The following is a 21,165-nucleotide window of genomic DNA, read 5'->3' on the forward strand; positions in this document are numbered from 1 at the left end:
TTAGCGCTGTCGAGGCCTTTCTCTTTATCTTGATGAAGTTCACAAGTAGCTGGAGCTTTGATATACTCTGACAGGGTTGAACTCAAGATTAGGCAGGAATGAGGAAAGTTGAATGGGGAAAAAAAATCAGCGAATAAGAAAAGAGCCGCATCCGGTTCTTAGTGTAATTTTAGAATACGCCAGTGTCATTTTGGGCTCGGCAATCGTAGCGATTTCATTTAATGTATTTTTGCTGCCGAATGAAGTGGCTTCGGGCGGTGTCAGTGGAATCAGTACCATTTTAAAAGGTGTCTTTGATTGGAAGCCCGCCTTTGTGCAATGGGCTTTTAATATTCCGCTCTTTATCGCAGGTGTCATACTGCTCGGCAAGAACTTCGGAATCAAAACAGCAGTGGGAACGGTATTTCTTCCTTTTGTCGTGTTTATGACAGAATCGTGGGAACCCTGGACGATGAATCCCTTGCTCGGTTCTTTGTTCGGCGGAATTATGGTAGGGCTTGGGCTCGGAATCGTCTTTCGCGGACAAGCGTCTACAGGAGGGACGGATCTGGCTGCACAAATCATCACCAAATATACGGGGCTGACGCTCGGGACAAGCGTAGCGTTAATCGATGGAATGATTGTTTTAGCAGCTGCTTTAGTGTTCGATATCGAAAAAGGGTTGTACGCCTTGATCGGATTGTACGTAACGACCAAAACGATCGATTTGGTCCAAGTCGGATTTGGCCGATCGAAATTGGTTTACATCATTACGAACAAGCAGGCGGAAATCCGCGATGCAATTTATGAAGAAATCGACCGGGGCGTTACGAAGCTATCGGCTACAGGCGGCTATACCGAAGCTGAAAAGCCGATGATCATGGTTGTCGTTCATCAAACGGAATTTACGCGGTTGAAGAACTTGGTGAAAATTATTGACCCGTCCGCCTTTGTTATCGTATCGGATGCTGCAGAGGTGCTTGGGGAAGGTTTCAAACGCGCATAACTTTGGTATACTCTAATAGGTAGGCAAAAACGAGAGGAGGGACCCAGCATGAAGAAACAGCTAATGGCTTTATTATTCGGTTCAGCGCTAGTGCTTGGTGCATGCGGCGGGGGCGATGATTCAGCAGATGCGCCAGATAGCGGCGGTTCAGATGACTCATCGATAGACCCGGAGCAAGTGGTACAGCAAAATTGCATTTCGTGCCACGGTGAAAACCTGGAAGGTGCAGGCAATTTTCCATCTTTGAATGATGTCGGTTCCCGATTATCAGAAGAAGAAATTCGTGATGTCATTGATAATGGACGAGGAGCAATGCCTCCAGATATCATTGAAGGCGAAGAAGCAGATGCAGTAGCCCAATGGTTATCCGAGAAGAAGTAAACCGGCTGAATAGCCGGTTTTTTCTATTTCACAAAAATGTCATAAATTCAGTTTGGTGAAAAAATGCGCTAAAATAGAGTAAAATGATACTAATTTGATGTTTGATTTTAGAAAAACACATTACTATTTATCTATAAAATATTTCATATTGAATTTTAATTGATACATAAATGTAATAAAAAAAGAGGTTTAAGGTGTTATAATGATTCTGCTAGAAATTTTCATGGAACTCAAGATTTACGGAAACTCTTAATATATATAGGTGGTTAGTAAATGATTCAAATGAAAAATGTCTACAAAAAGTATTCGAACGGCATTGTGGCACTCAACGGAATGAATGTTGAGATCGACCAAGGCGAATTCGTATATGTAGTAGGTCCGAGTGGAGCGGGGAAATCGACATTTATCAAGATGATGTATCGGGAAGAACGCCCAACCTCAGGTCAAATGTTCGTAGACGGCATTGATATCGCTACATTAAAGAACTCTAAAGTACCGTTGCTTCGCCGCCAAATCGGCGTCGTCTTCCAGGATTTTAAATTGCTTCCTAAACTGAACGTTTACGAAAACGTAGCGTTTGCGCTGGAAGTAATAGAAGAAAAACCGGAAGAGATCCGCAAGCGCGTATTGAAAGTCTTGGATTTAGTAGGATTAAAACATAAAGCACGCATGTTCCCGACGGAATTATCGGGTGGGGAGCAGCAGCGGGTATCCATCGCACGTTCGATCGTCAATAAACCGAAAGTGGTTATTGCAGATGAGCCTACTGGAAACTTAGATCCGGAAACTTCATGGGACATCATGAGATTGTTTGAACAGATCAATAAAAGCGGAACAACGATCTTGATGGCAACCCACAACCGGGAAATTGTAAACTCAATGAGACATCGCGTTATCGCCATTGAAGGCGGATTGATCGTAAGAGACGTAGCCGGAGGTGATTACGGCTATGAAGGCTAGAACATTAGGGCGCCATTTCCGTGAAAGCCTGAAAAGCCTTGGACGGAATGGCTGGATGACTTTTGCATCAGTCAGTGCAGTAACCGTCACGTTATTGCTTGTCGGTGTTTTTGTTTTGATTATGATGAACTTAAACAAAATAGCTGATGATGTAGAAAATGATGTGGAAATGAAAGTATTTATCGCGTTGGAAACTGGTCAAGAAGATATTGACCGGCTTGAAAATGAAATCAGTGTATTGCCGGGGGTCGAATCAGTAGACTTCTCTACTAAAGAGGAAGAATTGACGGACCTCATCCTTAACTTCGGAGATGATTTTAGCCTTTACGAACAAAACAACCCGTTGTTTGATGTTTTTTACGTAAAATCTATTGATCCGCAGCAGACTGAAAAAGTTGCAGGCGAAATCTCCAAAATCGATCAAATCGAAAAAGTGGAATTTGGAGCCGGCAAGATTGAAAAACTGTTCAATGTCTTGAATACCGGCCGCAATGTTGGACTGGTACTAATTCTTGCATTGCTTTTTACAGCCATGTTCTTAATTTCCAACACGATCCGGATCACAATTGTTGCAAGACGCCATGAAATCGAAATTATGAAATTAGTGGGCGCGACAAACTGGTTTGTACGAATTCCCTTCATATTAGAAGGCATGTGGCTTGGATTGCTTGGCTCGATCATCCCGATTGGCCTCGTAGCCGCTCTATACTATAACGTTACAGTTTATGCAGAACCAAGATTAAAAAATGAAATCTTCCAGCTATTGGAATTCTCGCCATTTATCTATCAAGTGAGCGCATTGATTCTATTGATGGGCATATTCATAGGAGTTTGGGGAAGCTTTATGTCAATACGTAAATTCTTGCGTGTTTAAGACAGAGAGAAAAGAACGTAAATCCGAAAGGGGAACACGAACTTGATGTCGAAGTCGAAATGGATGTTGACTGGGTTATCTTCGCTGCTAGCTGTATCGCTAATCATGCCTACAGCCAGTGCGGATAAACTGAGTGAATTAGAACAAAAACAGCAAGAAGCACAGCAAAAACAAAGCGAATTGAATTCAGGGATCAACAAAAAGTCTGAAGCGATTTCTGTAAATCAATCCGAATTAGAAAAAATTATGGCGCAGATTCAGGAATTGAATGGGAAAATTCAAGAAACTGAAGCGAAAATTGCCAGTGTGGAAGGCGAAATCAATGTCACAAAAGATGAAATCGAAGAACTAAAAGCTTCTATTGAAGAACTTGAGCGCAAAATTGCAGAAAGAACCGAGTTGCTGCAAGAACGTGCACGTGCGATTCAATTAAGCGGAGGATCAGTGGATTACATAGATGTACTGCTTGGTGCCAACAGCTTTATTGATTTCATTGACCGTTTTTCTGCCGTAAATACATTAATCGACGCTGACCGCAAAATCATGCGGGAACAAGCGGAAGACAAACAGCTTCTAGCTGAACAAAAAGCGGAAGTTGAAACGAAGCTTGCGCAGCAGGAAGAGCGCCGCGCAGAATTGGTTTCGTTGAAATCATCTTTGGATGAGCAAAAAGCGAAGCAAAAAGGATTAGTGAAAAAGCTTGAAGCTGAACAAAAACGTTTAGCAAATGAAAAAGCGAAACTTGAAAAGCAGCGTGAAGAAACAATTGATGTCAGCGCAGATTTGGAAAAACAAATTGCTGCTGAACAGGCAAGACTGGCTGAACTAGCACGCAAAGCGGAAGAAGAGCGCCAACGCAAACTGGCTGCTGAAAAAGCGGCCCAAGAAAAAGCTGCTGCAGAAGCAAGAGCAGCGGCAGCGCGCAAAGCAGCTGCAAGTGCGAAAGCCGCTAAGAGCGCAGCCGCGCCGGCAGCCCCAGCCGCGCCTGCATATACGCCGCCAGCAGCACAGCCGGCAAAAAGTTCAGGGTTCATCAACCCGACTTCAGGCCGCTATACTTCGAAGTTTGGCTGGAGAGATATCGGAGCTGGCCCTGAATTCCACCAAGGCGTAGATATTGCCAATAGTGTCGGAACGAACATCATGGCTGCTGCAAACGGATTTGTTTCATATGCCGGTTCTATGGGCGGGTACGGGAATGTCATTATCATCACCCATTCCTTGAACGGACAAACCCATGCGACTGTATATGCTCACTTGAGTTCAATTGGCGTATCAGTCGGTCAATCGGTTTCCCAAGGCCAAAGCATCGGCGCTATGGGCAATACCGGCCGTTCATTCGGATCGCATCTGCATTTCGAAATCCATGTAGGTCCATGGAATGGCGGACGCACGAACGCAGTCAATCCTGCAAATTACATTTCACTTTAATACCAAAGCCGGCATCGTTCACTGATGCCGGCTTTTTTCTATGCAGTTCTGATGAGACAGAAGTGGAACAAAAGGGTCGATTTATCGTATGATGAAAGATGAATGAGGTGACGTGCGAATGTCTAAAAAAATGATTGGTTTACTGCTTATTGCCTGTTTAATCGGTATTGCCGTTGCTGGGATTGTCAAAACGAATCTTGAAAACAAAGATGAACTTGCCAAGATTGCTCTCGGCAGCGATGTCGATTTTCTTCCAACAGATGAAGGGCTGGCCAAAGGCGAATTATCTCCGGACTTTGAGCTGACAACGTTAGAAGGCGAAACAGTAAAGCTATCCGATTATCAAGGGAAAAAAGTGATTTTGAATTTTTGGGCCACGTGGTGCCCGCCGTGCAGGGCAGAAATGCCGCATATGCAAAATTATTTTGAAGAGCATGCTGCTGGCAGCAATGTCGAAGTATTAGCAGTGAATCTAACGACGGAAGATCGAGGAATCGATAAAGTCCAAAACTTTGTGAAGGAATATGAGCTGACGTTTCCGATTCCGATGGATAAGGAAGGCGAAATCGGAAAACTTTATCAGGCGGTGACCATCCCAACTTCCTACATGATCGATACGGATGGCAGAGTCCAAAATAAAATTGTTGGGCCGATGAATGAAACCATGATGAAAGAAATGATCGCCAATATGGATTAAAGGGGATGCTAGCATGCGCTCAATTGAAACAAAAGCCGTCCACACTGCGGCAATGGAAGAACGTTTCATTCAACCAAAAGTAATGCCTTTGTACCAGACCTCCGCTTTTTCTTTTTCTTCTTTAGAAGAGCTGGAAGGCTATTATGAAGGAAACGGCACCTATTTGTATTCGCGTACTGCAAATCCGAACACCGATGCTTTAGGGCAATCGGTGGCCGAAATGGAAGGCGCCCCAAAAGGCATCGCGGCTTCTTCAGGCATGTCTGCCATACTTGCCGGCATGCTCGCGGTAGTGAAGGCGGGTGACCATATACTGGCAGCAGAAGATGTCTACGGGGGAACTTTTCATCTTTTAAGAGAAGAGCTGCTGCGGATGGGCATCCATGTACACTTTGCCGATTTTACAAATACGGATGAAATGGAGCAAATCCTGATTGATTTTCCGGAAGTTAAATTGATTTTCAGCGAATCGATTACCAATCCATTTCTGCGTGTGGAAAATCTTCAAACATTGGAGCAATTCAAGGGACGCTACGGCGTGAAAGTAATGATCGACAATACTTTTGCGACGCCTTATACGACCGCGCCTTATGCACAAGGAGCCGATCTGGTAGCCCACAGTGCCACAAAGTATTTAGGCGGCCATAGCGATGTTACGGCCGGTGTCCTCGTTGGAAATGCCGATTTAATCGATGAAGCGGAAAAACGGGTTGTTAATTTAGGGCTAAACTTAAGCCCTTTTGAAGCCTGGCTGACTCTTCGCGGCCTTAAAACGCTCGCAGTGCGGATGAAAGCCCAAACGGCAAATGCCCAAGCCATGGCAGAATTTCTGCACGGAAAGGCGAGAGTATGGTATCCCGGAAAAGGCGCTATCGTTACATTTGAGCTGCCGGAAGACATGGACATCTCTAAATTCTTCTCTTCGTTAGGATGGATAAAAATCGTTCCTACCCTTGCGGGGGTGGAAACAACCGTTTCCTACCCATACGGCACCTCGCACAGAGCATTGACGGAAGAAGAAAAACAGAAAATCGGCGTTACTCCGCAAGTTGTTCGCCTGTCTGCAGGAATTGAAGGGACAGAAGATCTATTAAAACAATTGGACGGAGCTTTCCGTTAACCGAAAAAATCTACAGAAACATCGGGTTCTTTGGTACAATGGAAAGAAACGACAGTGCCCGTGATAGGATGGTGTGAAGAAGTGATAATGGATGCGTTACTGGACATAGGAAGATTTTTTATCAACCCTGCTTTTTACATAGCACTGTTGACTGCGGTTCTGTTAGGATATTTCCGTGTCAAACGAGAACGGAAAATGTTTCGGACACGAATTGTTTGGGGATGGACTGAATTCTCAGGCCTTCTAAAAGATGGCGCGATCTTTATCTTGATTTATTCCCTGTTTTTTTGTGCACTTGGATTGGCTGTTCCGCTCGAATGGCTCGTAGCACTTAGCCTCATCAGCATTATAATGATGGTCACTGGCGTCTTCTACCTCGGTTCATTTGTTTACTTGGCATTAGCGGCTGTTGGGCTTGGCTGGCTCTTTAAACGAAACGGGTGGACCATCGATTTTGGGATTTTTGAATATGGCGGCCATTATCTTGATTGGGGCTGGCTCGTGCCAATAGCATTGATTGCCGGAGCCTTTGTGATCGCTGAAGGGATTTTGATTTCGAAAAAAGGCGCCAGCTCAGCTTCTCCCCGCCGCGAAAGTACATCGCGCGGATTGATGGCAGCTGTCTATGACGTCAAACGTTTATGGATGATTCCGGTACTGGTTGTGGTTCCAGGAAGCCTACTTGATGCGTACGCACCTTACTGGCCGCAATTTACAATCGGGCAAAGCTCGTTTTCATTCATGCTGGTCCCGTTTATTTTAGCCTTCCAAAACCGCTCCAGAAAAACGTTGCCGATTTATCTTTTTCCGAAAATCGGCGGCCTGACGTGGAAACTGGGAATCGCTATCATCGTTTTGGCACTCGGCTCATTCTTATGGGAACCGATGGCTTTCGTCGCATTGCTAGCAGGTGCGGCAGGCCGATTGGCCATTACGCTATTCTTCGAAATCAAAGAACGCCAAGGAAACCATGCAGTGACGCCTCAATCGATGGGGGTCATGATCGTGGATGTCTTGCCGGATTCTCCGGCAGATAAGATGGGGCTGTTAAAAGGGGAAGTCATCCGAAAAGTAAATGGTTTGTCTGTTTCGAATGAAACCGAGCTCTATGAAGCGATTCAAGTGAATGCGGCGCATTGCCGGTTGGAAGTGTTAGACCACAACCGGGAAGTCCGATTGCGCCAGCATGTCATTTTCCGGCATGATCACCATCGTCTAGGGTTGATTGTGGTCAACTAAGGAGAAATTTAAATGGACTCAATGATAACAAAATTTTTCTTATCTTTATTGGTGCCAGGTTTGCTCGTTGTGCTGTTTACCCGTGTGACCTTCAATCATATCGTTGGATTGATATTGACAGTGGCGCTGATCGCAGCTGCTGTGTATGCGGGCTATACCCACACGTGGCTCTTGTTTGTCGTCAATGCCGCTTCTCTGACCATTGGATTCTGGTATGCTTCGACGATGTACCAACGCAGAAAAAACGCCGAAACTCATAAAGATGAGTAACGGCGTTTTTTTAATTCCTTATAAAAACCAAACACTGTAGACGGCGAGCACTGCAATAGAGCCCAATACCACAGTCATGACATTGGCTCCGGCAAAAGCAATGCCAAAAGCAGCAGCGGCTCCGATAATGCCGAACCAAATATTTTCCTGTACAAAAAAGATGGCCGGGAAAATGAGTGCCCCTAATACGGCGTAGGGAATGTTGCGCAATACGTTCTGGATAGCCGGCGGCAATTCGCGCCCTTCCAAAAAAGCCAAGGGAATCGCGCGCGGCAAGTACGTTACAATTGCCATGCCGATGATCATCCACCAATACCAAGCGCCCATTAAACTCGCCTGCCTTTCGAAGAAATAATTTCAATCAAGATCGCCGATGCCAGAGTCGATACCAGAATCGCCCATCCGGTCGACAGCCAACCGGTGAAATAAAAGAAAGAATTGATCAACCCCGCGATTAGTGCCAAACTGACAACTTTCCGATTTTCGCGCATGGAAGGGACTAAGAGACCGACAAACATGGCATAAAGCGCAATTGACATGGCTGCTTGGAGGAAATGGGGGAGATTGGCTCCGATCAAATGCCCGACTGCTGTAAAGACGACCCAGCTGCCGTATGCGACAACTATGACGCCAATTCCGAAAGACGTCCGCAGTTTGCCGCCTTTTTGCGTCGCAAGCACCGAAAAAGATTCGTCCGTCACGCCGAAAGCATAAAGCGCTTTTATCCATTTTTTTTCAGGCTGCATCTTTTCGTTGAGTGAAGCCGTCATAAGAAAGTGGCGTATGTTGACAACAAACGTGTTTAAAACAATGAGAAGCGGAGAGACGCCCGCTGCGATTAACGAAAGAGATATGTATTGGGCTGCACCTGCATAGACGAAGATGCTCATCGCAGTAGCTTCGATCAAAGATAAGCCCGTGGTCTTAGCTAACAATCCGAAAGTCAAGGCAATCGGGAAGTAACCTACGGCAATGCTTGTTCCAGCTTTGATCCCGGAAAAAAATCCACGATCATCCATTCAAATCGCTCCCCGCACAAAGTATTTCTCTTTTCCAAATGAGGAGAAAGAGTGTAAAGTAATTAATATACGAATATAAGCATAGCATAAAATTATTTGAAAATAGAAACGATTTTTCGAAAACTAGAGCACCTAAAAGGATTGAGTTCATGGCTGATTTTTTTACGATGGAAAATATTATTGAATTGACCCAATCTTACCGGGCTTTTGGCCCGTTAATCGGTTTTTTGCTGCCTTTCATTGAAGCCTTTCTTCCGTTTCTTCCCCTGTTCGTTTTTGTGTTTGCGAATGCGACAGCCTATGGTTTGTGGATCGGATTCCTTATTTCCTGGGGCGGGGCGGTTGCTGGATCTTATGTGGTTTTTCTGATTATCCGGAAATATGGCCGGGCCCGCTTCATGAATTTCATGACAAAACATGAGCGTGTACAGCGGCTGATTCATTGGGTTGAACGGAATGGCTTCGGTCCGCTTTTTTTATTGCTCTGTTTTCCTTTCACCCCATCCGCATTAGTCAATTTAGTGGCAGGGCTATCTAATATCAGCCGCCATTATTATTTGCTGACGCTGATGGCTGGGAAATTCGTAATGGTCTTAATGATTTCTTATGTCGGCTATGATATCCGTGCATTATTTACGCAACCGATCCGGACAGCTGTCGTTGTAGTGGTGATTATTTTGCTCTATGTGATCGGCAAAGTGCTGGAGAAAAGGCTGAATAAGCGAGTGGAAGCGGATTTTCGGCAAGCCAAAAAAGAGCGCGAAAGCGGAAAAGTTGAATAGCGGTTGTGAATGGCAAAAATGGCCAAGTTCTTATATAATTAGAACAAACGTTCTTATTGGAGGTTAAATAATGGCATTACGGATTGTATACGGACGCGCAGGTTCCGGAAAAACACGATTCATCCAGGAAGAAATAGCCGATGAATTAAAGCGGCAAGCTGACGGCGATCCGATTTTCTTCATCGTGCCGGATCAAATGTCATTTTCTACCGAGTATCGGCTTTCATCCGCTTACGGCATGCAAGGCATGATCCGTGCCCAAGCTGTAACATTTAAGCGCCTTGCTTGGCGAGTACTGCAGGAAGTGGGCGGCATCAGCAGAAGAGAAGTAGATACTTTCGGTTATCGCATGCTGATCCGCAGTTTATTGGAAGAACATAAAGAAGAATTTCAATTATTCCGGAGAGCCGCTGGAAAAAGAGGCTTTACCGACCAGATTGAACAGCTGGTAAAAGAATTTTCCAGATACTGCGTTGATTGCGGCGACCTGACTGGCATCCGCAATTCATTGACCGAAGTGGGGGCTCCCCGCACTTTGCTTGATAAAGCTTCGGATTTGGAACTCATCCTTTCGGAACTCGAAAATCGCCTTGGTACGGTTTTTGTAGATTCTGAAGGGCATTTAGCGATGCTTTCAGAACGCATTAAACATTCGGAAATGATCAAAGCTTCGACCATTTATATTGATGGATTCGTCAATTTCACAGCCCGTGAATATGAAATACTAACTGAACTCATGAAATACGCGAAGAACGTGACTATAGCACTTCCGATGGATGACCAATCAAATCCAGAGGATGAACAGGACCTCTTTTATCAATCGGCGAATACTGCATACCGGTTGACGGAATTGGCAAAAGCGGAAGCCGTAGATATCGATAGGTCCGTTTATATGACAGAGCAGCGGCGCTTCAATAACCGTGAATTGGCGCATCTCGAAAAACATTTTGACGATTTTCCTTTGCGTACAGCCGTCTCTGAAGGAAATGTTGAATTGGTCGAGGCTTCGAATCGCCGGGCAGAGATGCATGCCGTGGCCCGAAAAATCCGCGCCCAAGTTCGAAATGGGCTTCGCTACCAGGACATTGCTTTATTGTACCGGCAGCCGGAAGTCTACGACGAATTGATTAATACAGTCTTTCCGCAATATGAAATCCCTTATTTTATCAGCCGAAAAAAATCCATGCTGCACCATCCGCTCATTGAATTCAATCGCTCCGTCTTAGAAGCGGTGCTGTCGAATTTTTCCTACGAACCGGTGTTTAGAGCAGTCAAGACCGATTTGTTCTTCCCGGAAGGCAGCGTCTCCAAATGGCGTGAACGGAGTGATATTCTTGAAAACTTCGTCATTGCCAACGGCATCTATGGAGAGCGCTGGTTTGATGAAAAACGCTGGTTCTATAAAAAATACCGTGGGCTGGAATTCCATACCGGCATTCAAACGGATGAGGAATTGGCGGCTCAGGTAGAGCTTCATGCCGTCCGTGATTTGATTAGAGAACCGCTGCTTCAGCTGAGAGGCGATTTGGAACGATGCAATACCGGCCGAGAAATTGCCGAAACTTTATATGTCTTTATGGAGCAATTGAATGTCTATGAAAAACTGCAAGCCCTAAAAGATAGAGAAGAGGCGGAACACCGCCTGCTTTCGGCAACGGAACATGAACAGGCATGGACGCAGTGGACAGCTGTTTTAGACCAATTCGTCCTCATGTTCGGCGATAAGAAAGTCGAATTGAGTGCTGCGTTGAAAATTTTGGACGAAGGATTTGAAACACTCGAATTCTCTCGCATTCCGCCTTCATTAGACCAAGTGACCGTATCTAAAATGGATTTAGCCCGTTTGATGGACATTAAATCCGTTTTTGTCATCGGTGCCAATGACGGCATCTTGCCTCAGCGCGTCGAACAGGAAGGGCTGCTGACCGATACGGAAAGAGAATGGTTTGCCCAAATCGGCTTTGAATTGGCTCCGACTTCGAAAATGCGGCTTATGGATGAAACCTACATGGCTTATCGGACATTTACTTCTTCTTCGGATTATTTGACTGTGTCGTATCCAATTGCGGATGAAGAAGGAAAAGCGCTTTTGCCTTCTCTTTATATCCAGAAGCTCAGCGATATGCTTTCTCTCGATCTGACTCCAGCAGTAATTGATCCGGAAGAATTGAGAAACGCGGCCCATCTTTCTTACATTTCTCATCCCCGGGCAAGTTTGTCTTATTTGACTTCCCAGCTGCGTGGCGGAGAACTGTCGCCCGAATGGCGGGCCGTCCTCCATTATTATCAGCAGGATCCTCTATGGGCATCGGTCATTGAACGAATTTTGGAACCGTTGAAGCCGAATATTGCGGAACAATTAAGGGAAGATATCGCTGAACCTCTATATGGCACACCAATTGCATCAAGTGTTTCAAGAGTGGAGACGTATTATGGCTGTGCCTTTGCGCATTATGTCACATATGGCCTTCGTTTAGAAGAACGCAGCCAGTATAAATTAGCGGCTCCGGCAATAGGCGATCTTTTCCATGCGGCGATCAAATGGATTTCAGATGAAGTGAACCGCTTGAATGTCTCCTGGTCTTCGCTTACTGAAAAGCAATGCCGCGAGTTGGCCAAAAATGCAATGGATCAACTTTCGCCTTATTTTGTCAACCATATCTTGATCAGTTCGCATCGCTACCGCTACATCCAGCACAAATTGGAAGGCATTATTCGCCAAACGGCGTTTATGCTGAGCCGCCATGCCAAAGTGACCGGCTTTTCACCGGTAGCGCTTGAAGTCGGTTTTGGGCCGAAAGAGCAGATTCCGCCGCTTGCAATCAATTTGAAACGCGGAAGAAAGATGAATGTCCGGGGACGCATCGACCGGATTGACTCGACCGAGATCGACGGAAAGCCTTATATCCGGGTAGTCGATTACAAATCTTCCAAACAGGGATTGGATTTAGGCGATGTTTACCATGGATTGTCGCTGCAGACATTCACCTATCTGGATGTAGCATTGACTCATTCCGAGCGCTGGCTCGGAGCAGAAGCTGAACCGGCAGGCGTTCTCTATTTCCACATGCACAATCCGATGTTGAAGTTGACGAAACTGGTAACCGCAGAAGAGCTGGAAGAGGAATTGGCCCGGTCCTTTAAAATGAACGGCTTGGTCGTGGAAGACCCGGAAGTGATCCAGGCAATGGACCATGAAATTGACGGGTTCTCCAATGTGATTCCGGTGCGCATGAATAAAAAGGGCGTGATTTCAAAATCCCAATCAAAAACGGTTTTGAAAGAAGATATGAATTTTATCCGGAAGTTTGTCCGCGGTAAGCACGAAGCGGCAGGAAACGGCATTCTGGATGGAGATACGCAAATTACGCCTTATAAAGTGAAAGAAGATACCCCTTGCCAATTTTGCTCTTACCGGTCGATCTGCCAGTTTGATCCGACTGATCCTGAACAAAATTACCGCAAATTACCGGCTTTGTCGCCAGATAAGGCTGTAGAATTGATTCGAAAGGAGACGATCGCAGATGATACCGATCAAACCGAGTGATGCCACTTGGACAGATGAACAATGGCAGGCCATCTGGGCAAAAGGGCAGGATATGCTGGTTTCAGCAGCAGCTGGATCCGGCAAAACGGCTGTCCTGATCAATCGGATGATTGAACGGGTTTTATCTGAAGAAGATCCGGTTTCCGTTGATGAATTGCTGGTCGTGACTTTTACGAACGCGTCAGCTGCAGAAATGCGCCACCGGATGTCGGCGGCTTTGGAAAAAGCGGTAGCTGAAAATCCGGAATCGAAGCATTTGCGGAAACAACTGCGCTTGATCAATAAAGCTCAGATCTCCACGCTGCATTCGTTCTGCCTGCAAGTCGTGAAGCAATATGCGTACCTTTTGGAAATCGATCCCGGTTTTCGGATTGCCAATGAGACCGAGGCGGCTTTGCTGCGGGATGATGTATTGGAAGCAGTGCTTGAACGGGCTTATGAAGGCGAAGGGCAAGATGCGGTCTACCGGCTGGCAGACAGCTTCACTTCCGACAGAAGCGACCAGGCAATGGAAGTGCTGCTCAGCAAATTGTACGATTACTCGCGCGTCCATCCGTCTCCAGAGCAGTGGCTCGAGAAAGTCCCGGAATTATACGATGTTCCAAGCGGATCCGCTATCGATGATCTGCCATTTATCGGTGATTTGAAAATGACGATCCACCATGCATTAGAAGAAGCGCTTCAGTTGATCCATGAAGGGCAGCAGCTGACACGCGAACCGGATGGCCCGATTATACTGGCAGAGACTTTTGATCTGGATGAAGAACTTGTCAGACAGGCTATTTTTGCATTAGAAGAATCATGGGAGAGCCTCTACCAATACAGCAAGAATTTTACTTTCGGAAAAGCGGCTTCCATTCGAAAAGACAGCTGCGACCCGGCTCTTGCTGACGAAGCGAAAAAGCGCCGGAATGAGGTAAAGAAAATCGTCAATGGCGTCTTCGACTCCTATTTCACTCGCACGCCGAACCGTCTGCTCGATGAAATGCGTGAAATGGCTCCATTGATGCGGACGTTGGTCGAATTGACAAAACAATTCGCCGCGCAGTACAAAGCGTTGAAAATTGAACGCGCCATTGTCGATTTTTCCGATTTGGAGCATTATGCGCTTCAAATCCTTATGGATGATGGAAAGCCTTCCGCAATTGCAGAAGATTATCGCCGCCAGTTTGCAGAAGTGTTGGTAGATGAGTACCAGGATACCAATATGCTGCAGGAGACCATTCTCTCCCTCGTCAAATCTGGCAGCGAAAGCGACGGTAATCTGTTCATGGTTGGAGATGTCAAACAGTCCATCTACCGTTTCCGTCTGGCAGAGCCGATGCTGTTTCTTGGCAAGTACAACCGTTTTGCCCATGACGGCGGAGACCAGGGCATGCGAATCGATTTGAATGCCAATTTCCGCAGCCGCAAAGAAGTGCTTGACGGCACAAATTATATCTTTTCTCAAATCATGGGTGAGCGTGTAGGGGAGATCAATTACGACGAGGCAGCTGCGCTGAAGCATCAGGCCCCTTATCCCGAACAGGAAGTTCCGGTAGAACTGACGCTGATCCACGAACCGGAAACGGAAGAAGAGCCGGATGATGAGCTGTTGAAATCACAATGGGAAGCCCGTTACATTGCAGGCAAAATCCGGGAATTGATGGAAAAGGAAACGCAAATCTACGATCCGTGGAAAAAGACGCAGCGGGCATTGGAGTACAGCGATATTGTCGTGCTCATGCGTTCAATGACATGGTCTGGCGATTTTGTAGACGAATTCAAGATGGCCGGCATTCCTTTGTACGCAGAACTGTCCGGCGGCTATTTTGATGCGTTGGAAGTGATGATCATGCTGAATACGCTGCGGGTGATCGATAATCCGTATCAGGATGTACCGGTCGTCTCAGTCTTGCGTTCGCCGTTCATCGGGCTTAGGGAAAATGAACTGGCGGCCATCCGTTTGGCTGCTCCGCAAGCCTCTTTCTATGAAGCGTTAAAAGTTTTTATCCGTGGAGGGTCTGGCATCCATCCGGCGACAGCAGAGAAACTCAGAAGGTTTATGTATCAATTGGAAGATTGGCGCAATCTGGCCCGCCGCGGATCGCTCGCTGAATTGATTTGGCAAGTGTACTTGGATACAAACTATTACGAAATGGTAGGCGCCATGACAAACGGCAAACAGCGGCAAGCGAATTTGCGGGCATTGCATGACCGTGCGCTGGAATATGAAAAAACTTCTTTTCGCGGCTTGTTCCGCTTCCTGCGTTTCATCGATCGGATGCGGGAAAGAGGGGATGACCTCGGCACTGCAAAATCATTGAGTGAAAAAGAAAATGTGGTCCGCTTAATGACCGTCCACAAGTCGAAAGGATTGGAGTTTCCAGTTGTGTTTTTTGCAGGGACTGGCCGCCAGTTCAATGAAATGGATTTCCATAAATCGTATTTATTTGACCAGGACTACGGTTTGGCGGTGAAAGCTGTCAACCCGGATACGCGGATTGAATACACTTCGCTGCCGTTTCTGGCTGTGAAGGAAATGAAGCAGCTCCAGATGAAAGCGGAAGAAATGCGCGTATTGTACGTTGCCATGACTCGGGCAAAAGAACGCCTTTACTTAACAGCGTCTGTCAAAGATATCGAGAAGACGATCGAAAAGTGGAAAGTATCTTCTTCGGATGTTAAGCTGCCCGATTTCATGCGCTCACGGGCAAAAGGCTATCTGGATTGGATCGGACCGGCACTGTCCCGGCATCCGGATATCACGGAGGCGATTGGCAATTTTGGAAGCGTGTTGCCTCATCAATCGCGTTTCCAGCTAAATATTGTTGAATCGCAATCCTTGGTGCCGGCTCTGTTGGATCTGGATGAACTTTTGCAAATTACGGCAGATGAAAAAGACTATACGGAAGAAATCAAAGCCCGTTTTGATTATCGTTATCCGTTCATGCACGCTGTGGAAAAGCGGTCAAAACAGTCCGTTTCCGAAATGAAGCGGCTGCAGATGCTTCAGCGTTCTGATGAGCCGGAATCATTCATCCAGCCAAATGCCCCTGCCCAAAAAACAATTATGCACCGGCCGGATTTCATGCAGGATAAACGGCTGTCGGCTGCCGATATTGGAACTGCGGTGCATGCCGTCATGCAGCATATCTCATTTAAAGAGAAAATGGAGGCTGCTGAAATTAAAGCGTTTATCGGCACTTTGACAGGGCGGGAAATTTTATCCGCTGAGGAGGCAAAAGCTATTCGTGTCAAAGACATCGAGGCTTTTTACAAAAGTGAAATTGCCGAACGCCTTTCGAACGCTTTAACGATCAAAAGAGAAGTTCCATTCACTTATGCCAAACAAGACGAGGCAGGCGACTATCAAATTGTCCAAGGGATTATCGACTGCTTGTTTGAAGAAGAAGATGGTTGGGTTCTCCTCGATTACAAAACAGACCGGGTAAGCCAAATTTCAGATGTTCCAAGAGAAATGTCGGCACGGTATGAGGTTCAATTATCGGTTTATCAAGAAGCGGTTGAAGCGATATTGAAAATTCCAATTAAAGAACGCCTGCTGTACTTGTTTTCATCAGGCGAAGAAGTGAAGATTTAGGAGGATTTAAGTGAAAGCACAACCTGTTGCAGCAACAGAACGAATTGCAGCGCTGGACTTAATGCGCGGGTTTTCTCTTCTCGGAATCCTGCTGATTAATATGCTGGCGTTCCATTCGCCATTTTCATATATCGATCCTTACAGTTGGTTCGATGGAGCTTGGGATGATGAAGTTTTCGTTTTTTTGGATATCTTCGTCCAAGCTAGTTTTTATCCGTTATTTTCTATCCTTTTTGGGTATGGTTTAACTATGCAGTTTATGAAAGCCGAGGAGCGGCGCCAGCCATTTGCACCTTTTGCGGCAAAAAGATTGGCGATTTTGCTGATCATCGGGATCATTCATGCATTTTTAATCTGGTATGGTGATATTTTAATTACCTACGCCATCACCGGTTTCTTATTGATTGGCATGATGCGGATTCCTGCATCTTGGCTCCTGGGCCTAGGGGCTGTGATTTATGCGGTTCCTCAATTTTTCTTTTTGGCGCTGATGTTTGTGGCAGTTGGCATCGATCCAAACTTCTACACTGGTATGCAGGAAGTCCAAAATTCCTTGGCTGCGTATCCGACCGGAACGTTCGCAGAAATTTTCAGCCAACGGTTTGATGATTGGATGTACAGCAATAATCCTGTATATTATCTGGAATTGATTGTCCGGATTCTGCCATTCTTCATGATCGGTGCAGCGGCAGCCAAATGGCGGTTGGTCGAACGCGCGAAAGAGTTGACGAAGTTTTGGCGGATCCTCGGAATCAGTACGCTGGCATTTGGGTTGGTGCTCAAAGCAACGCCATATTTAATCGACAATAATTATGCTTATAGTTATTTGCAGGATTCTTTTGGCGGACCGATCGTAGCAGTTGGATACGCTTCCCTGATTATATTGGCTGCGCAAAATGCACGAGCGAAAAAATTGTTCAATCCGATAGCCAAGGCGGGGCGGATGTCGCTGACGACTTATTTAATGCAGTCCGTCATTGCCACGTTGATTTTCTACTCATACGGCTTAGGTTTGTATGGCCAAGTGGATTTATTGACCGGCACATGGATTGCGCTTGGAATTTTTGCTATTCAGCTTATTTTTGCAGAAGTTTGGTTTTCCAAGTTTAAGCAAGGCCCGATTGAATTCTTATGGCGCAAAGCGAGCTATGGCAGAAATTTCGAAAAAAGCAACAATTCAAAAGAATGAATGTGTATAATGAATGGAATCAAAGAAAAGGAGTGTTTGACGAATGAAGCTGTTATCTTTTCGATATCAAGAAGAAGAACGTTTTGGACCAAAAGTGAAAAAAGAGGAAGCTGTTTGGGATGTGTTAGCGATTCAAAAGGAATTAGAAGTTTTGCCTTCGTTTCCTGCTACACTGATTGAAGGAATTCCCCAAGGGATGGAATTCGTAGAGCAAATGCGCAAATTAAGCGAAGCAGCTAAAGCATCTGAAAATCCAGATCAATTTAAACTCTCTTTTTCGGATATCGAATGGTTAGCTCCAATATCAAAAACACCGAAAAATGTCATTTGCGTCGGCAAAAACTATACTGAGCATATTAAGGAAATGGGCGGCGATGGCCCTGTCGATTTAGTGGTCTTTACAAAAGCGCCGCATACGATCGCTGCAGATGAACAGACTGTTTCTGTCCATTCAGATCTAACGGATGCATATGATTACGAAGGTGAGTTGGCAGTTGTCATCGGCAAGCCAGGAAAATCCATTCCGAAGCAGATGGCATACGACTATGTCTTCGGCTATACGATAGCAAATGATTTAACTGCACGTGACTTGCAGGAAAAACATCAACAATTCTTCTTGGGCAAAAGCTTGGAAGGGTCTTGCCCGATGGGTCCCTACCTTGTCACAAAAGATGAAATTCCGCAATCCCAAAATTTATCGATTGTCACAAAAGTGAATGATGAAGTTCGCCAAAATGGCAACACTGGAGATATGATCCGCCGTGTGGATGATCTTGTTTCAGAGATTTCCAAATACGTGCCGCTTGAAGCAGGAGACGTGATTTTAACAGGCACGCCTTCAGGTGTAGGAAAAGGATATAATCCGCCTAAGTTTCTTAAAGCAGGAGATACCATCAAAGTCTCAATCGAGTCAATTGGTACGCTCGTCACACATTTGTCATAACAGAAGGCATGTCTTTTAGCACCTTAACTATGCTAAACTGTTAAGGACACTATTAAATGAGGTGAGCTTTTGGACTTTTTAACTGAAACTACACATGTACACATTACAACATGGGTTATTGGAATCGTACTGTTTCTAGTAGCTGCATTCATGAACCGCGACAGCAAGGGCCGCAAAATTGTCCACATGATCTTGCGTTTGTTCTATATCCTGATCATCATTACAGGATTGGCCTTGTTTATCGAATGGTCATCATCTGATGCAATGCAATATGGCTTGAAATTCTTGTTCGGTTTATTGACGATTGGCATGATGGAAATGGTATTGGTCCGTTCGAAAAAACAAAAACCGGTTACATTATTCTGGGTTTTGTTTGCGGTCTTCCTTTTCGTAACCATGTTCTTCGGATTTAAACTGCCAGTCGGCATCAATTTCTTAGCTTAAGGTTTAAGTGAATGCCGAATTGAACTGCACTTCCATTGTTAGTTGCAACTGACGATGGAAGTGCAGTTTTTCTATGGGCTGATTTAAGCTATAATCTTTAGTCCATTCACAGTTTAGACGAAAGTGGGAAGGCGTCTCGACGTTTTCGGGAATTATCCATAGCGGCAAGGCCAAGGGTTTGATAAAATTAATCGGGTGGACTGGAATAGAGTAGCCTCATTAAGGGAGGATTTAAATTGAAAGCAAAATGGTTAACAGGCATCTTGAGCGGAGTGTTGGCAGTTGGATTGATCCAACCCGCAGCTTTTGCAGAAGAAGAACAGACGATTGAAGATGAAATTATATATGACGTGTTGATTGACCGCTTTTTCAATAAACAAATCGAAAACGATTTTGAAGTGGATGCGCAAAATCCAGCAGCCTTCAATGGCGGTGATTTTGGCGGCGTAATCGAACAGCTGCAGCATGTAAAAGACATGGGCTTTACGCTTTTATCAATCGGCTCGGTTTTTGCAACCGATACGTATGATGGCAAAAAAGTACTGGATTACCGGCAGTTGGAACGGCATTTCGGGACGGAAGAAGAGTTAAAGGAAGTCGTTGAGAAGACACATGAATTTGATCTGAAACTAATGGTGGACGTGCCGACGCAGCAAGTCAGCAGCAACCATATTTGGGCAGCTGAACATCCGCAATGGTTTTCGGAAAATGAAGAGGGGACGCTGGCTTTGGATACCTCAAATCCTGAAGTGCAGGATGAATTGATTGCCGCTATGGGCGATTTCATTCGTACATATCAAGTGGATGGATTGCGTCTATCTGATGCCGATCAATTGGATCCACAGTTTATTGAGAAGTTTTCAGAAGCGATGAAAGAAATTCGCGATGTTTATTTATTAAATGATGTAGAAATGGAAGAGACTGCGGGCTTTGATGCCATGGTGTTGCCAGGCGCTGAAGAGACATTGCGCGAAAGCTATAAAAACTTTGGGGCGGACAGCACCGGTTTAGGGGAATTGGTGGAATCGAGCGAAGGCAAGCTCATCCAGATTGATTCATTGCTGGGGTCGCGCTTTGTATCGGATGTCGTGGCAGAACGGGGTTTTCCGCCGACTCGTATGCGGGTCATCTTTTCTCAATTGCTGACAATGCCGGGGATTCCAGTCGTTCAATACGGATCGGAAACAGCGATGAACGGAATCACTCCGCAAGAGTCGCATCAGATCTTGAACTTGTCGGTAGATGAAGAATTAATCGAGCATATTTCCGATTTGAACTCGCTGCGCAATTCTTCGGAAGCGCTTCGCACAGGAGAAACGGAAATCATTTTGGAAGAACCCAATTGGCTAGTCTACAAACGGTCAAATGAAGAAGAAACGTGGATCGTTGCGATTAATAACTCGGCCGAAACGAAAACGATTAACCTTCCGGCTGATGTGATCGGCAGCGATAAAGAACTTCGCGGTTTATTCGAAAGCGATATTATCCGCCAGGAAGCGAACGGCGATTACCGGATTACGTTGGACCGCGAACTAGGGGAAACTTTCCACGTCATTGACGAAACGGGATTCAATAAAGCGTATATTGCCGCTTTAGCTGTGCTTTACCTTGTATTCATGGCATTCTTATGGATAGTCTGGAGAAAAGGCAAGCAACGGAAAGCAAATAGAAACACAACTAAATAATCGTTAACCAAAAGGA

The 21,165-nt window shown here is 45.5% G+C and carries 18 protein-coding genes; 16 read left to right on the plus strand and 2 right to left on the minus strand.

Annotated features, from left to right (window positions below; genetic code table 11):
* Nucleotides 1-112: 112 nt before the first annotated feature.
* The 9 genes from BN1080_RS05545 to BN1080_RS05585 all read left to right on the plus strand — a co-directional run bounded on the left by BN1080_RS05545 (nt 113) and on the right by BN1080_RS05585 (nt 7,957).
* Nucleotides 113-985 (plus strand): YitT family protein, encoded by an 873-nt coding sequence (locus BN1080_RS05545; RefSeq protein WP_052650940.1) that lies wholly within the window; start codon nt 113-115, stop codon nt 983-985.
* Nucleotides 986-1,033: 48 nt separating this feature from the next.
* Nucleotides 1,034-1,366, plus strand: coding sequence for a cytochrome c551 (gene cccB / locus BN1080_RS05550; RefSeq protein WP_052650941.1), 333 nt, complete (start codon nt 1,034-1,036; stop codon nt 1,364-1,366).
* A gap of 273 nt (nt 1,367-1,639) precedes the next feature.
* Nucleotides 1,640-2,326 carry a cell division ATP-binding protein FtsE gene (gene ftsE / locus BN1080_RS05555; RefSeq protein WP_052650942.1) on the plus strand — a complete coding sequence of 229 codons (687 nt, stop codon included), beginning with the start codon at nt 1,640-1,642 and terminating at the stop codon, nt 2,324-2,326.
* Nucleotides 2,316-3,200, plus strand: coding sequence for a permease-like cell division protein FtsX (gene ftsX / locus BN1080_RS05560; RefSeq protein ID WP_052650943.1), 885 nt, complete (start codon nt 2,316-2,318; stop codon nt 3,198-3,200). Before ftsE ends, ftsX begins: the two co-directional genes overlap by 11 nt.
* A 45-nt stretch (nt 3,201-3,245) precedes the next feature.
* Nucleotides 3,246-4,631, plus strand: a complete 1,386-nt coding sequence (locus BN1080_RS05565) for a murein hydrolase activator EnvC family protein (RefSeq protein ID WP_052650944.1) — start codon at nt 3,246-3,248, stop codon at nt 4,629-4,631.
* 118 nt (nt 4,632-4,749) lie between these two features.
* The gene (locus BN1080_RS05570; protein WP_052650945.1) at nt 4,750-5,328 is read left to right on the plus strand and encodes a peroxiredoxin family protein; all 579 of its coding nucleotides are present in this window, start codon (nt 4,750-4,752) and stop codon (nt 5,326-5,328) included.
* Nucleotides 5,329-5,341: 13 nt separating this feature from the next.
* A complete protein-coding gene (locus tag BN1080_RS05575) occupies nt 5,342-6,448 on the plus strand; it encodes a trans-sulfuration enzyme family protein (protein WP_052650946.1) in 1,107 nt (368 codons plus the stop codon).
* Between the two features lie 195 nt (nt 6,449-6,643).
* A complete protein-coding gene (locus tag BN1080_RS05580; protein ID WP_234398940.1) occupies nt 6,644-7,687 on the plus strand; it encodes a PDZ domain-containing protein in 1,044 nt (347 codons plus the stop codon).
* Between the two features lie 12 nt (nt 7,688-7,699).
* Nucleotides 7,700-7,957, plus strand: coding sequence for a CsbA family protein (locus BN1080_RS05585; RefSeq protein WP_052650948.1), 258 nt, complete (start codon nt 7,700-7,702; stop codon nt 7,955-7,957).
* Nucleotides 7,958-7,975: 18 nt separating this feature from the next.
* Here BN1080_RS05585 and BN1080_RS05590 read toward each other — a convergent pair whose 3' ends face one another.
* Nucleotides 7,976-8,284 (minus strand): AzlD domain-containing protein, encoded by a 309-nt coding sequence (locus BN1080_RS05590; protein WP_052650949.1) that lies wholly within the window; start codon nt 8,282-8,284, stop codon nt 7,976-7,978.
* Entirely contained in the window at nt 8,284-8,976 is a 693-nt protein-coding gene (locus BN1080_RS05595) for an AzlC family ABC transporter permease (RefSeq protein ID WP_052650950.1), read from the minus strand. The genes BN1080_RS05590 and BN1080_RS05595 overlap by 1 nt, the downstream gene beginning before the upstream one ends.
* A gap of 149 nt (nt 8,977-9,125) precedes the next feature.
* Between BN1080_RS05595 and BN1080_RS05600 the strand changes: the two genes are divergently transcribed.
* The 7 genes from BN1080_RS05600 to BN1080_RS05630 all read left to right on the plus strand — a co-directional run bounded on the left by BN1080_RS05600 (nt 9,126) and on the right by BN1080_RS05630 (nt 21,149).
* Entirely contained in the window at nt 9,126-9,758 is a 633-nt protein-coding gene (locus tag BN1080_RS05600) for a TVP38/TMEM64 family protein (protein WP_052650951.1), read from the plus strand.
* A 70-nt stretch (nt 9,759-9,828) separates the two neighbouring features.
* The gene (gene addB / locus BN1080_RS05605) at nt 9,829-13,305 is read left to right on the plus strand and encodes a helicase-exonuclease AddAB subunit AddB (protein ID WP_052650952.1); all 3,477 of its coding nucleotides are present in this window, start codon (nt 9,829-9,831) and stop codon (nt 13,303-13,305) included.
* Nucleotides 13,283-16,888 (plus strand): helicase-exonuclease AddAB subunit AddA, encoded by a 3,606-nt coding sequence (gene addA / locus BN1080_RS05610; protein ID WP_052650953.1) that lies wholly within the window; start codon nt 13,283-13,285, stop codon nt 16,886-16,888. The genes addB and addA overlap by 23 nt, the downstream gene beginning before the upstream one ends.
* A gap of 10 nt (nt 16,889-16,898) precedes the next feature.
* Nucleotides 16,899-18,077: a DUF418 domain-containing protein gene (locus BN1080_RS05615; RefSeq protein ID WP_110925585.1), complete on the plus strand. Its 1,179-nt coding sequence runs from the start codon at nt 16,899-16,901 to the stop codon at nt 18,075-18,077.
* Nucleotides 18,078-18,120: 43 nt separating this feature from the next.
* Nucleotides 18,121-19,020: a fumarylacetoacetate hydrolase family protein gene (locus BN1080_RS05620; RefSeq protein WP_052650954.1), complete on the plus strand. Its 900-nt coding sequence runs from the start codon at nt 18,121-18,123 to the stop codon at nt 19,018-19,020.
* Nucleotides 19,021-19,089: 69 nt separating this feature from the next.
* A complete protein-coding gene (locus BN1080_RS05625) occupies nt 19,090-19,464 on the plus strand; it encodes a YisL family protein (protein ID WP_052650955.1) in 375 nt (124 codons plus the stop codon).
* 236 nt (nt 19,465-19,700) lie between these two features.
* Entirely contained in the window at nt 19,701-21,149 is a 1,449-nt protein-coding gene (locus tag BN1080_RS05630) for an alpha-amylase family glycosyl hydrolase (protein ID WP_052650956.1), read from the plus strand.
* The last annotated feature ends 16 nt before the right edge of the window (nt 21,150-21,165 follow it).

Origin of the sequence: Planococcus massiliensis (assembly GCF_000821325.1) — a bacterium.
In the GTDB taxonomy this organism is placed as follows: Bacteria; Bacillota; Bacilli; order Bacillales_A; family Planococcaceae; genus Planococcus; species Planococcus ruber.

Excerpts from the sequence above, each read along its gene's own strand:
- BN1080_RS05545 (WP_052650940.1), top strand. The coding sequence starts at position 113 with ATGGGGAAAAAAAATCAGCGAATAAGAAAAGAGCCGCATCCGGTTCTT.
- cccB (WP_052650941.1), top strand. The coding sequence starts at position 1,034 with ATGAAGAAACAGCTAATGGCTTTATTATTCGGTTCAGCGCTAGTGCTT.
- ftsE (WP_052650942.1), top strand. The coding sequence starts at position 1,640 with ATGATTCAAATGAAAAATGTCTACAAAAAGTATTCGAACGGCATTGTG.
- ftsX (WP_052650943.1), top strand. The coding sequence starts at position 2,316 with ATGAAGGCTAGAACATTAGGGCGCCATTTCCGTGAAAGCCTGAAAAGC.
- BN1080_RS05565 (WP_052650944.1), top strand. The coding sequence starts at position 3,246 with ATGTCGAAGTCGAAATGGATGTTGACTGGGTTATCTTCGCTGCTAGCT.
- BN1080_RS05570 (WP_052650945.1), top strand. The coding sequence starts at position 4,750 with ATGTCTAAAAAAATGATTGGTTTACTGCTTATTGCCTGTTTAATCGGT.
- BN1080_RS05575 (WP_052650946.1), top strand. The coding sequence starts at position 5,342 with ATGCGCTCAATTGAAACAAAAGCCGTCCACACTGCGGCAATGGAAGAA.
- BN1080_RS05580 (WP_234398940.1), top strand. The coding sequence starts at position 6,644 with ATGTTTCGGACACGAATTGTTTGGGGATGGACTGAATTCTCAGGCCTT.
- BN1080_RS05585 (WP_052650948.1), top strand. The coding sequence starts at position 7,700 with ATGGACTCAATGATAACAAAATTTTTCTTATCTTTATTGGTGCCAGGT.
- BN1080_RS05590 (WP_052650949.1), bottom strand. The coding sequence starts at position 8,284 with ATGGGCGCTTGGTATTGGTGGATGATCATCGGCATGGCAATTGTAACG.
- BN1080_RS05595 (WP_052650950.1), bottom strand. The coding sequence starts at position 8,976 with ATGGATGATCGTGGATTTTTTTCCGGGATCAAAGCTGGAACAAGCATT.
- BN1080_RS05600 (WP_052650951.1), top strand. The coding sequence starts at position 9,126 with ATGGCTGATTTTTTTACGATGGAAAATATTATTGAATTGACCCAATCT.
- addB (WP_052650952.1), top strand. The coding sequence starts at position 9,829 with ATGGCATTACGGATTGTATACGGACGCGCAGGTTCCGGAAAAACACGA.
- addA (WP_052650953.1), top strand. The coding sequence starts at position 13,283 with ATGATACCGATCAAACCGAGTGATGCCACTTGGACAGATGAACAATGG.
- BN1080_RS05620 (WP_052650954.1), top strand. The coding sequence starts at position 18,121 with ATGAAGCTGTTATCTTTTCGATATCAAGAAGAAGAACGTTTTGGACCA.